The sequence below is a fragment of the Synechococcus sp. YX-04-1 genome (assembly GCF_030546365.1).
GTDB lineage: Bacteria > Cyanobacteriota > Cyanobacteriia > PCC-6307 > Cyanobiaceae > Parasynechococcus.
Genome location: NZ_JAUONZ010000001.1, coordinates 351,409 through 365,646, shown reverse-complemented (window position 1 = coordinate 365,646; position 14,238 = coordinate 351,409). Strand labels below are relative to the sequence as shown.

The window sequence follows — 14,238 nt, the reverse complement described above, 5'->3', positions numbered from 1 at the left end:
ATGTCCCTGTCTGTCAAGACAAAACCATCAAGGCAGAACCACCACCGGCGTCCCCACATCCACAAGGTCAAAGACCCTCTGGATGTGTTCGTCGTAGAGGCGAACACATCCATGGGACACGGCCCGTCCAACGGTCCAACGATGGGGCGTGCCGTGCAAGCCGACGTGGGAGCAGCCGCGAACCTGCACCACCTTTTCGCCATCCCAACCACCGGGATTGGAGCAGTCCTGATAGAAAGCAATCCAGCGGGATCCCAGGGGATTTCTACCGCCGGGGGGAACCAAAGCACCGGTGCCTGGATGCCGCCAGACGGGATCCACCGCTTTGAATAGCACCCGATGCTCACCGAGAGGCGTTTCCCAGCCTTGCGTGCCGACCGCAGCAGGCACACGCAAACGAAGCTGTCCCTGCTCCAGCAGGATCAGCTGACGGCTGGAACGATGCAGCACCAGCTGCTTGGTGGAACGGGAACGAACAGCAGCAGGCAACAAGGCCAGCGCCTCCGCATCACTGAGCCAGGGGGCAACCGGTGGAATGGGATCCGCAGACCTGGCCTGGGCAGGCCCGAGCTGGAGACAGGCTCCAGCCAAAACCGCCAACAACGTCGCCCGAAGCACTGGACTCAATCAAGAACGCATCCTTGACCTAGCGGGAGATCGGGCCCTGCACTCAAGGCTGCGGAAAGTCTCAGGACTTGCATTGATTGATGATGCAGGCAGGCCGTTCAAGGATCACCATGCCGTCGTTTCCACGCACCGTGATGCTGCTGGGCAGCGGGGAGCTGGGCAAGGAAGTGGCCATTGCTGCCCAACGGCTTGGCTGCCAGGTGATCGCCTGTGATCGCTATGACGGGGCCCCGGCCATGCAGGTGGCTGACGTGGCCGAAGTGCTGCCGATGACCGATGCCGATGCCTTGCTTGAGGTGGTCAGGCGCCACCAACCCGACGTGGTGATCCCAGAAATCGAAGCACTCGCCGTCCATGCCCTGGCGGAACTCGAACAAGAGGGAATCACCGTGATTCCAACGGCCCGTGCGACGGCCGTCACGATGAACCGAGACCGCATCCGCGACCTGGCGGCCGGCGAACTCGGTCTCCGCACCGCCCGGTTCGCCTATGCCTCCAGCGCTGAGGAACTCACAGCGGTGGCGGAACCTCTGGGCTGGCCCGTCGTGGTGAAACCGGTGATGAGTTCCTCCGGCAAAGGCCAGAGCGTGGTGGCTTGTGCGGACGATCTACCCAAAGCCTGGGAGGCCGCCATGGCCGGCGCACGGGGCACCTCAACCCAAGTGATCGTGGAGGAATTTCTCCATTTTGATCTGGAGATCACCCTGCTCACCATCCGTCAGCGCAATGGCGAAACCCTGTTCTGTGCACCGATCGGCCACGAACAGGAAGGAGGGGACTATCAGTGCAGCTGGCAGCCGGCGCAACTGACCGACCAACAACTGCGTCAGGCCCAGGCCATGGCCAAGACCGTCACCGACAACCTGGGCGGTGCCGGCCTCTTCGGTGTGGAATTTTTCCTCTGTGGCGATGAGGTGATTTTTTCCGAATTGTCTCCACGGCCGCACGACACAGGCCTGGTCACCCTGATCAGCCAGAACCTGAGCGAATTCGAACTGCACCTGCGCGCTGTTCTCGGTCTGCCGATCCCCACCATCACGGCAGCTGATGCCGCCGCCAGCCGAGTGATCCTGTCCCAAACAAAAATGGACTCCGTCGCTTTTGAAGGGGTCGAACAAGCGCTCACGGAAGCTGACACCCAATTGCTGCTGTTCGGCAAGCCCACGGCCCGCCCCGGTCGGCGGATGGGTGTAGCCCTGGCAAGGGGAGGAGATCGGAAGGAAGCACAAGCCAAGGCCGACAGGGCAGCCGCCTGTGTAACCGTGATCCCAGGATCAACGGCTGCCTGAAAACCGGTAGTGGGTTAAGCCATCCAGCACGGCTCCAACACTGGGGCGTTTCGACACATACACCCGCTGCTGGGTCCTTTGACCCAACAGGCAGGGATCGTGATCCGCAGGAACCACCGTGGCGGGCAAACCCTCCAGCAATTCTCCATCCCCCTGCTGACTGGCCACCACCAGAACCTGGTCCAGGGGGAGCTGCCAAGACTGGGCCAGAAAACGGATGGCCTCGCTGCGGGATGCGCGCTGGGGCAGAACATCCAGGAACCAGTGGCAACGGAGCTGGGGTTCAGCTTGCAAACCATGGCGGCGCAAGCACTGACGGGCCAAACCAATCAGACCGCGGTTGGAGGCACGCAAGAGGTAGCTGACCTTGAAGTGACTCTGATGATCAGACTCCTGAAGCTGAAGGTGTTCCTGGAGTTGCCCCATCGCTGCGAGAACAGCCTCGCGATCCCAGGCTTGGCTGATGCGCTGCGCCCAAACGGGATCTTCTGCACGATCCAGCCTGTGGTGAATCTCGGTCCCAGCACGGCAGATCCAGGCCTTGGGGTCGGGAAGATGCAACTCCTGGTAGCGCTGACGCGCCTGATCCAGCGACCGCCCCGTGAGGATCACCAAGCCTGTCGAGGCGGCAAAAGGTTCGGCATGAAGCCGATCGCGCAGATGCGCCAAGGAGCGTTCCTCCGGCAGCTCCAAGCAACTGTCAAGATCCAACGCCAACAGCCTGGAGACGGGACTTGGCCGCCGCACCACCGACATCGGACGAACAGGTGACACGCGGATCTTCTGCTGCATCAGGGCGAGGTACTGACACACATGGGCATCCCAGCTGAAGTGGCGACTGATGGCCTCAACCCCGTTGTCACTCCAACGACGCCAACGGGAGCGATCGCTGCCGGCCAATTCCAAGGCCTCTTGAAGTGCACCGGGATCGGTGACGTCCGCCAGAAGACCGTTGTCGCAGCGGAGTTGGATGTCCCGTGGACCGCCATCATCGGTGGCCACCATCGGCAAACCACAGGCCGCGGCCTCCAGAAGGGTGAGTCCGAAAGGTTCGGTCAACGCCGGGTTCACAAACAGCCCTCCACGACGCGCCGCCCAGCGGTAAAGAGCGGGAATCTGGGCACGGCTGTGTTGTTTGGGATAAGCCACCTGGCCATAGAGATCAAACCGATCCACCAGATCGAACACCTGCTGAAGCACATCACGCTGCTGCTTCTCGAGCTGACGCGGGTCATCCCGACAGCCCAGCACAAGCACCAGGTTGTGACGCTGCCGCAACACCGGCGACTGGCCAAAGGCTTCCACCAGCGCGGGAATGTTCTTGCGCCGCACCGCACGGGAAATCGCAAGCAGGGGCGGACGATCCGGCTCCCTTAGGAAAGGCTGCAACAGACTTTGCAGCGCGGAGCATTCCTGCGATGAACTGTGGGGATGGAACCGGGTGGCATCGACCCCGGGGGGCACAACCTCCGCCTGATCCGCCTGAAAGTGGCCGTAGCGGGAGTACTGCTGATCCGCCTCCTGACGGGTGCTGGTGATCACAAGATCCGCCTGGGCCAGAGCACGCTCTTCAGCGTCGATTCGGCGGCTGATGGCATAGGTCTGCTCGATCTGAGAGCGATCCAGGCCACTGGCAAGGAGACGTCGCTGTTTCTCCCGACCGAGGGAATGGCCGGTGAAGACAAGCGGAATCCCCAATCGCTGACTGACCAAAGCACCCACCAGCCCGGCATCGGCGTAGTGAGCATGAATCCAATCAACCCTCTGGCCGGGCTGGCTCAGATGTTCCACCAGCTGATCAGCCAGCTCCTCGAGATGGGGCCAAAGCAACTCCTTGCGCAGATACCGCTTCGGACCAAAGGGAAAGCGCAGGATGCGGGCAGCCGGACCAATGACCTCTTCCCGTTGGCTGTAATCGAGGTGAACCCGACGGTCCTGAATCAGGCGAGTGACCACATCAACCTGATCGACCTCGGCCCGCTGAGCCAGGCTTCGCACAAGCTCCAACACGTACAACGTCTGGCCACCGGTATCAGCATCCCGTCCCAGCTCAAGCTCATGAGAACGAAACAGGCCGTGAAGATGCAGATGCAACAACCGGATCCCCATTCGCTCACCTCACAAACAACAACGGAACCCAAATTCGGTCCCGTTGGTTTTTCTTTAGAGGCGGAAGAAGGAATAAAAAATGAAAAAAACCTTAGAAGAACAGCAATTTAAACCGACAAAAAAAGCCGAGTCCTTTTGCCTTGCAGTGGATCTGGACCTAAGAAACCAAAGTCGTTGCCGACTGCTGGATGTAACAAGCCAGCAACGTCAGAGACGGTTGCTCACATCGACAAGGCTGCCCTGCTCGTCACCCCAACCACCCGCAGAGAAGGTGACTGAGCCATCCATCTCAAGCTGCTCGTTGATCCAGCCAAGGATGACCGGCCCAACCTGTGCCGGGGACGTTTCACCTTGAAAACTGCGAAGGCTGAAGTGGTCCGCACCCTGCACCAACACCAGGCGGTGACCCAACCGCACGGCCTTGCTCTCACGCATCGGAACGATCGCTTCCGGCCCCGAAGGCACCACCCAATCACGGGTACCGCTGATCAGCAGCAACTTGGCCGGAAGGCTCTCCAGGCGACTGCCGTCAAACAACAAACGCAAGGGCGGGCTGACGGCCACAACAGCCTTGACCCTTGGATCAGCAACAGCGGCTTGTTTAACCCCCGACAGCCAACTGCATTGGAGCACCCAGCTGATGTTTCGCTCCGGATCCTTGAGGTCGTTGCAACGGGCTTTGAGTCTGTAATCAATAGGAACACCACCGGCCAATTGGAGCGTGGTGGTGGCTCCCCAGGAATGACCCACCACCGCTACGGCATCGGTGTTCAAGTTGGCCCCTGGCCGAAAACGTCCAGCACTGATTGCATCCAACAAAGAGGACACATCAAGGGGCCGAAGACGCAATTCTTCAGGCCCCGGCGGTGGCGCATCACCAGCGAGCATCGCCTTCTGCTGATTGAGATCGCTGCCGGGGTGGTCTGGCAGCAGCACGGTGTAGCCATGGGCAGCCAGCACCTCACCCCAACCTTCAAAGGATTCCGGATCGTCCCAGAGCCCATGGGAAATCACGACCAAGCGACCATTCCCAGGCGCTGCAGGCTGAAGCGTCAGAACCCGCAGGGGTTTCGGCCGGTGGGGCACGGACACCTGAACAACCTCACGGGACCAACTGGGCCGCAGTGGGCCCCGCAGAGCAGCCGTCACGGATGCGGGCTCAACGGAACGGGCCAAAGCAACCCCCTCCTCAAGATTGGTTTTAAGCCGATTGGCCACCTCAGCGAGACGCGACAGATCGATCGATGCCTGTTCTCCCGGCAACTCCCGCAAAAAACCAAGGATGTTGGGTTGCCCCCGGCGTTCAGCACGAATCAGGGCCTCGGTCAGCATCCGCCCGCTCACATCCGGCTCAACTCCTTCAAGAGCCACCACCTGCGTCGCCGCATGGAGGGCCTGCTCCAGAAGCGGCTGACCGGTCGATCCCGCCAGCAACGCCTTGGTTTCCAAGGGCAGTGGCGTGAGGAACACCTGGCGCAACAGCGGCAACAACTTGCCACCACTGGCCAGTTCCAGATCCTGCAGATCCGGACTGGCCTGGATCAATTGTTCAGCGGACTCACCGTCATCGAAGTTGATCGTGATCTCCGTTTCCAGGAATGGCAGTCGCAACACCAGCCGCTCCAACGCTGAAGCGGGACCCCCGCTGAGGGCCAGCGACATGCCAAAAGCCAGGGCCGCCAGGTGTGTCCGAAATCGAGCCATCAAGCCGCCAGGGGAACGAGTAGTTCTGGTGGATGCTGCTCCAAAACCCGGCTGAGGTAACGGCCGGTGTGACTAGTGGGATGCTGGGCGACCTCCTCTGGAGTGCCGGTGACCAGGATCTCGCCACCCTTGTCACCGCCTTCAGGGCCGAGATCGATGATCCAGTCGCTGCAACGGATCACATCAAGATTGTGCTCGATGCAGATGATCGAATTTCCCTTGTCCACTAGGCGTTGCATCACATCCATCAGCTTGTGCACGTCGTAAAAGCTGAGGCCGGTGGTGGGTTCATCAATCAGATAAAGGGTCTTACCGGTGGCACGCCGTGAAAGCTCCGTTGCAAGCTTCACCCGCTGGGCCTCACCCCCCGAAAGTGTTGGCGCCGGCTGGCCGAGCTTGACGTAGCCCAGGCCCACATCCACCAGCGTGCGCAAGCGATCTGCCGCCTGAGGAATTGCATCGAAGACTTCAGCGGCCTGCTCCACCGTCATTTGGAGCACATCCGCAATGGTGTGGCCCTTGTATTTCACCTGCAGGGTCTCACGGTTGAACCGAGCGCCCTTGCAGACATCGCATTGGACGTACACATCCGGAAGGAAGTTCATCTCAATCACGTTCACACCCTGACCGCGACAGGCCTCACAGCGGCCGCCCTTTACGTTGAAACTGAACTGCCCCACCTGATAACCACGGGCCTTGGCCTCCACCGTGGCGGCAAACACCTGACGGATTGGGTCAAAGGCACCGGTGTAGGTGGCTGGGTTGGAGCGGGGTGTCCGTCCGATCGGGCTCTGGTCGATCACGATCACCTTGTCGATCGACTTCAACCCCCTTAGTTCTCCCAACCCTTGAGGGAAGGGGACCTTGAGACCCAGTCCGTTCTCCAGAGCCGGATGCAGGAGCTCATTCACCAGGGTGCTCTTGCCGCTGCCGCTCACCCCGGTGACAGACACGAGCCGACCCAAGGGGAACTCAACCGAAACGTTCTTGAGGTTGTTGCGGTTGCAATCGATCAACTTGAGTGAGCGTGAACCGCTCTGGCGACGTTCGGCCGGCGTTGGAATCGAGCGACGGCCGCTCAGGTAAGCGCCGGTGATGGATTCGCTGCTCGCCACCAAGTCATCGAAACTTCCCTCCGCAACGATGTGACCCCCATGGACCCCGGCACCAGGGCCGATGTCCACCACGTGATCGGCAGCACGAATGGTGTCTTCATCGTGTTCGACCACCACCAGGGTGTTTCCGAGATCCCTGAGCCGCACCAACGTGTTCAAGAGGCGGTCGTTATCCCGCTGATGCAGGCCGATGCTCGGCTCATCGAGCACGTAAAGCACCCCGGTGAGACCAGCACCAATCTGGGTGGCCAGGCGAATGCGCTGGGCTTCACCACCGGAGAGCGTCATCGCCGGTCGATCCAGGCTCAGGTAGTCCAGGCCAACATCGAGCAGGAACTTCAGACGTAGGCGGATTTCCCGGAGCACCAAATCACCGATCTGGATCTGACGAGCATTCAGCAGGGGCTCTAAACCCTCATGAGCGCCCACACCCATCAATTTTTCGATCCGTTCCAGGGTCTGACCGACGCTGACGGCCGTGAGCTCTGGAATCCGATAGGGCCCCACCTTCACCGCCAGGGCTTCGGGGCGGAGCCGCTGACCAGCACAGCTGGCACAGGGCACCAACTCCAGATACTTCTCAAGTTTCTGGCGCTGGGACTCGCCGCTGGCGTCGCGAAGCTGACGCTCAAGAATCGGAAGAATGCCCTCAAACGGGCGGGTGTAACCGGCTTTGCCCTTGTGGTAGCGGCTATCAGCCTGGATCAGAATCGGTTCGCGGCTTCCATTGAGCAGCACATCCCGCTGTTCATCAGTGAGTTCATTCCATGGGGTCTTGATCTCGAAACCAAAGGCTTCTCCCACTGAGTAGAGCAGTGAGAAGTAATAGCTGTTGTCTTTCTCGGCCCAGGGAGCAACAGCGGAGTACACCGGCTGAGATGGATCCGGGATCACCCGGTCAACAGTGAACTTGCGCAGATGGCCAATGCCATGGCAAGCCTCACAGGCGCCGTAAGGGCTGTTGAACGAAAACAGCCGTGGTGAGAGCTCCTCCATCACAGCCCCATGCACGGGGCAGGCGTAATTCTCGGAATAGAGCCGCTCCCGCTCAAGGCCATCAGGAAGCTCCTCACCTTTCTTGGGCACCACCTCCACCAACGCCAGACCATCTCCACGTTTGAGAGCCGTGCGCAGCGAATCGGTTAGCCGCTCCTGAATCCCCTCACGGGCCACAAGGCGATCGACCACCACCTCGATGTTGTGGCTGTGATTCTTGTCGAGCTCAATGTTGTCGGCCAGCTCGCGCACCTCACCGTTAATGCGCACCCGCGCGAAACCTTCGGCCGCAAGGCCGCTGATCAACTTGGTGTGGGTTCCCTTTTTGCCGCGCACCACGGGCGCCATCAATTGATAGCGGGTTCCTTCCGGCAACAGCAGGATCTGATCGACCATCTCGTCGATGCTCTGCGGCTTGATCGAGCGGCCGCATTTGGGGCAGTGGGGTTCACCAGCCCGGCCGAACAGAAGACGCAGATAATCCTGAATCTCGGTGACGGTGCCCACCGTGGAACGGGGGTTGTGACTGGTGGATTTCTGATCAATCGAGATCGCAGGAGACAGGCCCTCGATGGCATCCACATCGGGCTTGTCCACCTGCCCCAGGAACTGGCGGGCATAAGCCGAGAGACTTTCGACGTAGCGGCGTTGCCCCTCCGCAAAGATCGTGTCGAAGGCGAGCGAACTCTTGCCACTTCCACTCACCCCGGTGAAAACCACCAGCTTGTTGCGGGGAATGGTGACGTCGACATTCTTGAGGTTGTGCTGTCGGGCACCCCTCACTCGAATTACATCGTCCTGAGTCGCCAGCGGGCCAGCTGAGTCAGCGATCTTGGCAGCAGCTCGCGCCATCAGGACCCATTGGAAAGCTCGTGAGCTTAGGAAGAACCGAAGCCTTCAAGCTGTTCGCTGGTCCAGCAGGCTCGCTGCATAGGCATCGGCCTGATCGCCACCAGCGAGGTCTGCCAGCTCCTGGCGGCGTTCCTGAGTGTCCCGCAGTCGGGACACTCGCGAGTGGGTGACACCGTCATTCACATGCTTGCTCACCCGGAAATGGTGATCAGCAACCGCTGCCACAAGCGGTTGATGGGTGACGCAAAACACCTGACGCTGACGGGCCAGGGTCTGAAGGAGATCCGCCATCGCTCCACTGACGCGACCGCTGACGCCGGCATCAATCTCATCGAACAGCAGCGTGCTGGAGCCATCCACCGCGGCAAGGGTGGTTTTGAGCGCAAGCAGAAAACGAGACATCTCACCGCCGGACGCCACCTCCGTCAGCGGTGCCATCGGTTGGCCGGGATTGGCGGAAAACAGAAATTGAACAGCGTCCGCACCATGCTCAGCCGGATCACAGGGGGTGAGATCCACCTTGAAACGCACGTTGGCCAAGCCCATGGGAGGCAACAGCTCCAGCAACGACGCCTGCAAAGCCTCCGCCGCCTTGGACCGCTCGCAACGCAAGGCGGCATTGGCCTGATCTCGCGTCTGGCGACGGTCGTTTTCCTCCTGGTGCAGGCGGGCGAGATCCGCCGCGAAGCCTTCCGATCCCAAACGCTGAAGCAGTTCATCGCGACGCTGAATCAAGCCGGCCAGATCAAGCCCGTAACGACGCTGCAGACGTTTCAAGACCGACAAGCGGTCCTGGATCCGCTCCAGATGGTCTGGATCGCTCTCAAGCGCCAGACCGTATTGATCGAGGGAGCGCAACAAACCGTCCACACCAGCCTCGAGATCCAGAGCCTGATCACGGAGAGGCTCAAGCGAACCATCCAGCTGCGCCATGGCCTGCAGCTCCTGAATGCACGCCGCGAAGTGATCCTGCAGCGAAGGCGCCTGATCCACACCATCGCGAATTCGGCCAAACAGCAAGGCCAGACCCTCCAGCAGCCTCACGCCATGGACGAGGCGGTCTTGATCCTGTTCCAGCCGCTGCTGCTCATCTGGGTCTTCGAGATCTGCAGCTTGAAGCTGCTCCAGCTGCTCTTCCTGTTCAGCCCGCTCCTGTTCGGAGCGCTGCTGCTCCTGCTCAAGTGCCATCAGGGCATCTGCAGCCTGGCGCCATTCGATCCAGGCATCAGCCACCCGTGCTTTGACCTCGGCCAATGCAGATCCACCGAGACGATCAAGCCAAAGCCGTTGCTGCCCCGCCCGCGACAACAACTGGGTCTGTCCCTGAACAGTGAGATCAATCAACAGCGGCCTGAGCTCAAGCAACTGCTGACGGTTCACCGTGCTGCCGTTCAGACGACAGCGACTGGAATAACGATCACCCTCCTGCCGTTTCCATTCACGGCTGATCAGGAGCTCCTCTTCGGGGTCAAAATCCGCCGCGGTCAACCACTGCTCGAGGGCTGGGTTGAGTTGAAATGCGGCTTCAATCCTGGCGCGATCCGACCCAGTCCGCAGCAGACGAACGCCACTCGAACCTTGCGCTCCACCCAGTACCGCATCGAGGGCATCGAGAAGGATCGACTTGCCTGCGCCGGTCTCACCGGTGAGCACCGTAAAACCCGAGCTGAACTCAAGTTCGAGACTCTCAATCAGAGCGATGTTCTGCAGCAGCAGACCGGTGAGCACGTCCAGCCCTGTGATGATGCCGACCGTAGCGGCAGCTCGGTTCGTTTAGAAGGGGTGTCGGACATCCCGATGAATTGATGGCGCAGGAGCTCGGGGATTTCATCGAAGCGGCGGGATTGCTCGAGTACGACCCCGCCGCCATCACACGTATTTATGCAGGCCATCCCCAGCGACTGATCCGCCGGCTCTGGCAAACGCTGGTGCCCATCGGCCTGTTGCTTCTGGGCGTTGCCTTCGACTGGATCTTCCAGTTGCTGAAAGATGAAGAACGGGCCCGGGGCCGAGCCCGCGAATGCGCTGAATTGCTGGTGGATCTTGGCCCCGCCTTCATCAAAGCCGGCCAGGCCCTCTCCACCCGACCCGACATCGTCCCCCCGCTGCTGCTGGAAGAACTGGCCCAGCTGCAAGACCAATTGCCCGGCTTCGATAGCGGCCTGGCCATGGCCTGCATCGAAGAGGACCTGGGCGCACCGGTGGATGAGATTTTCGAGCAGCTGGACCGGGAACCAATTTCAGCCGCCTCGCTGGGTCAAGTGCACAAAGGAAACCTCAAAGGTGGCGCCAGGGTGGCGGTGAAGGTGCAACGCCCGGGGTTGCGCGAACAGATCACCCTGGATCTGTACATCGTGCGAAACATCGCCGCCTGGTTGAACAGCAACATCGGATTGATCCGCAGTGACCTCGTCGCACTGATCGACGAGCTGGGGCGACGGGTGTTTGAGGAGATGGACTACCTCAACGAGGCCTCGAACGCTGAGACCTTCGCTGAGCTGCATCAGCACAACCCTCGAATCGCTGTTCCCACGATCTATCGCAGCGCCACCAGCCGCCGCGTGCTGACGATGGAGTGGATCGACGGTGTCAAGCTCACCAACCTTGAAGCGGTTCGGGAGCTCGGTGTAGACCCCGACGACATGGTGGAGGTGGGCGTGAACTGCAGCCTTCAACAGTTGCTGGAGCATGGCTTCTTCCATGCCGATCCCCACCCCGGCAATCTTCTGGCCCTTGAGGACGGACGCCTCTGTTATCTCGACTTCGGGATGATGAGCGAGGTGAGCCGCGAATCACGCACCGGCTTGATTCAGGCGGTTGTCCATCTTGTAAACCGGAACTTCGGGAAGCTCTCCAAAGACTTCGTCACCCTGGGGTTCTTGGCGGAAGACGTGAACCTGGAACCGATTGTTCCCGCCTTTGAAAAGGTCTTCAGCCAGGCCTTGGAAGCCGGCGTCAACCGCATGGATTTCAAAGCGGTCACCGACGACATGTCCGGTGTGATGTACAAATTCCCCTTCCGGGTGCCCCCTTACTACGCCCTGATCATTCGGTCGCTGGTCACCCTTGAGGGCATCGCCCTGAGTGTGGATCCCAACTTCAAGATCCTCGGTGCTGCCTACCCGTACTTCGCCCGGCGGCTGATGGAAGATCCCGATCCCCAGCTGCGTCAGAGCCTTAAGGAAATGCTGTTCGACGGTGACGCCTTCCGCTGGACCCGCCTTGAAAATCTGGTGTCGAGCGCTGCCAGCCAGGCCCAGCTGGATCTGGAAGCCTTGCTCGATCAACTGCTCGATTTCCTGTTCTCACCCAAGGCAGGACTACTTCGGGATCAACTGGTGACCGCCACCGTGGAACGGTTGGACGCCCTGGGTTGGTCAACGATGCAACGCCTGGGTCGACGCCTCCCCAAACGACTGCAACCCTCCGCCATTGCCCAGACACCTCCAGGGCTCTCCGATCCACTGATGCAACTGGAGCCGGTGCGGGAGTTGATTCAGGTGTTGCAGTCGTTGCCTGGATTCACACCCGACCTTCTGCTTCGTCGGATGCCAAGGGTGCTCAACGAACCCAGCACCCGACGCATGGGCTTCAAGGTGGCTCAGGGGCTGGCCGAACGGGGAGTTGTCCGCCTGGTGCGGGTCGCCGCTGGAGTTCCTGCCTAACTTCCGATCAACACCTTCAGCGTGATGCTCCCCAAGCCCTTCAGTCGTTCCTCTCTGCTGGCCGCGGCGGCGGGACTTGGGCTCAGTTTGGGCAGCGTGATGCAACCTCTGAATGCCGCCACGGATGTCGCCCTGGTGAGTGGGGCCTTCCGTCGCTCCATTCCCGTCAAGGAAATTGAACACCTGGCCGAAACCGGTGAAGCCACCGGCCTGCTGGAGGATCTGCTTGAACTCTCCGGGCAGGACCGCAATGAGGTGTCGCAGATGCTTAACCAGAGCCTCGAGCTTCCCCTGGTGCTCACAAGCCGTCTGATCAACACACGGATCGGTGAGGCCATCCTGCGTCGTGTTGCACGCATCATTCATCCGATCTACACACCGGAACCTGAAGTGAGTGTTCCGGCGATCCGCGCCGGAGTGATCAGTGGATTGCAGAGTGAAGATGGGCTGACTGCCGTGAGCTTTTTGAAGGGCTACCCCAATGGCGTGATGGCGGTGAATCTTCCAGCTCTGTTTGGGGTGATCGAAAAAGCAGAATCGATCGCCGGCCTGGTGCAGTTTTTCTCCGACTCCCCCTTGGACGGATTGAAGGAAGCGCAACCCTGACCAAGCCCTGAACGGACGCCGCCTAGATTCCGGAAATCCCCCCATCCCAGCCGGTGTCCCTGTTTCAGAACCTCCGTCGGCGTTTCACTGCCACCCCTGTGATGCAGGACTGGCCTGGACTGATCGAGGCCTATCGCAGCTGGCTGCCCGTCAGCGATGCGACCCCGGTGATCAGCCTGCGCGAAGGAGCCACCCCTCTGATTCCCGTCCCATCTGTTGCGGAACAGATTGGCAAGGGCGTGAAGGTGTTTGTGAAGTACGACGGCCTGAACCCCACAGGGTCCTTCAAGGACCGGGGCATGACCATGGCCATCAGCAAAGCCAAGGAAGCCGGTTGTGAAGCGGTGATTTGTGCCAGCACGGGCAACACCAGTGCTGCTGCAGCGGCCTATGCCAGGCGGGGAGGGATGCGCGCCTTCGTCTTGATCCCTGACGGCTATGTCGCCCAGGGAAAACTTGCTCAGGCTCTTGTATACGGAGCTGAGGTCTTGGCGATCCGCGGCAACTTCGACCGCGCTCTCGACATCGTTCGGGAAGCGGCAGAGAAGTATCCCGTCACCCTGGTGAACTCGGTTAATCCCTACCGGCTGCAGGGCCAAAAGACGGCGGCCTTCGAAATCGTGGATGCCCTCGGAGATGCACCTGACTGGCTGTGCATTCCCATGGGCAACGCAGGGAATATCACCGCCTATTGGATGGGTTTTCAGGAATATCAGCAGGCCGGCCGGAGCCGCAGTCTTCCCCGAATGATGGGATTCCAGGCCAGCGGATCAGCCCCACTGGTGAACGGCACCACGGTGACGGACCCCGAAACCATCGCCACCGCCATTCGCATTGGCAACCCGGTGAACCGAGCCAAGGCCCTGGCAGCACGCGAAGCCAGCAACGGTGCATTCCTGGATGTCACTGATGCGGAGATCATCGCGGCCTACAAGCTTCTGGGCGGCCAAGAGGGAATCTTCTGCGAACCCGCCAGCGCTGCCTCTGTGGCAGGCCTGCTCAAGCGCAAAAATGAAGTTCCAGCCGGAGCCACAGTGGTCTGCGTTCTGACCGGCAACGGCCTCAAGGATCCCGACTGCGCCATCAGCAACAACGACGCCTCGTTCCACACCGACCTCAATCCCGATCTGGGGACCGTCGCCAGTGTGATGGGCTTCTGACACCGCCTTCCATCAACGTGCTTCAGCCCCCTGACGGGGGCTTTTTTATGGCCATAAGACAAAACCAACCGACAAAGCGGCTACGGAAAACGCCCTAAAACCATCCCAACACGCT

At 60.5% G+C, this 14,238-nt stretch carries 9 protein-coding genes; 4 read left to right on the top strand and 5 right to left on the bottom strand.

The annotated features are described in order from the left end of the window. Positions 1–27: 27 nt before the first annotated feature. Positions 28–618, bottom strand: coding sequence for a L,D-transpeptidase (locus Q3Y53_RS01815; protein ID WP_226425027.1), 591 nt, complete (start codon positions 616–618; stop codon positions 28–30). A 119-nt stretch (positions 619–737) separates the two neighbouring features. On the opposite strand from Q3Y53_RS01815, the gene purT reads away from it, so the two are divergent. Further along, positions 738–1,916 (top strand): formate-dependent phosphoribosylglycinamide formyltransferase, encoded by a 1,179-nt coding sequence (gene purT / locus Q3Y53_RS01810; protein WP_226424695.1) that lies wholly within the window; start codon positions 738–740, stop codon positions 1,914–1,916. On the opposite strand, the gene Q3Y53_RS01805 is transcribed toward purT, so the two are convergent. The 4 genes from Q3Y53_RS01805 to recN all read right to left on the bottom strand — a co-directional run bounded on the left by Q3Y53_RS01805 (position 1,902) and on the right by recN (position 10,420). Further along, the gene (locus Q3Y53_RS01805; RefSeq protein ID WP_303532190.1) at positions 1,902–4,025 is read right to left on the bottom strand and encodes an HAD family hydrolase; all 2,124 of its coding nucleotides are present in this window, start codon (positions 4,023–4,025) and stop codon (positions 1,902–1,904) included. The two genes, purT and Q3Y53_RS01805, sit on opposite strands and share 15 nt — an antisense overlap. A gap of 207 nt (positions 4,026–4,232) precedes the next feature. Continuing rightward, the gene (locus Q3Y53_RS01800) at positions 4,233–5,729 is read right to left on the bottom strand and encodes an alpha/beta fold hydrolase (RefSeq protein WP_303532188.1); all 1,497 of its coding nucleotides are present in this window, start codon (positions 5,727–5,729) and stop codon (positions 4,233–4,235) included. Then, on the bottom strand, positions 5,729–8,692 hold the full coding sequence (gene uvrA / locus Q3Y53_RS01795; protein WP_226424698.1) for an excinuclease ABC subunit UvrA: 2,964 nt from the start codon (positions 8,690–8,692) through the stop codon (positions 5,729–5,731). Before uvrA ends, Q3Y53_RS01800 begins: the two co-directional genes overlap by 1 nt. 45 nt (positions 8,693–8,737) lie before the next feature. Next, on the bottom strand, positions 8,738–10,420 hold the full coding sequence (gene recN, locus Q3Y53_RS01790; protein WP_226424699.1) for a DNA repair protein RecN: 1,683 nt from the start codon (positions 10,418–10,420) through the stop codon (positions 8,738–8,740). 77 nt (positions 10,421–10,497) lie between these two features. Here recN and Q3Y53_RS01785 point away from each other — a divergent pair, with 77 nt between their 5' ends. The 3 genes from Q3Y53_RS01785 (at position 10,498) to thrC (ending at position 14,123) form a co-directional block, all read left to right on the top strand. Continuing rightward, entirely contained in the window at positions 10,498–12,357 is a 1,860-nt protein-coding gene (locus Q3Y53_RS01785; protein ID WP_303532184.1) for an AarF/ABC1/UbiB kinase family protein, read from the top strand. Between the two features lie 24 nt (positions 12,358–12,381). Beyond that, a complete protein-coding gene (locus tag Q3Y53_RS01780) occupies positions 12,382–12,963 on the top strand; it encodes an alpha/beta hydrolase (protein WP_303532182.1) in 582 nt (193 codons plus the stop codon). A 101-nt stretch (positions 12,964–13,064) separates the two neighbouring features. Then, positions 13,065–14,123, top strand: coding sequence for a threonine synthase (gene thrC, locus Q3Y53_RS01775; RefSeq protein WP_226425028.1), 1,059 nt, complete (start codon positions 13,065–13,067; stop codon positions 14,121–14,123). Positions 14,124–14,238: the final 115 nt, after the last annotated feature.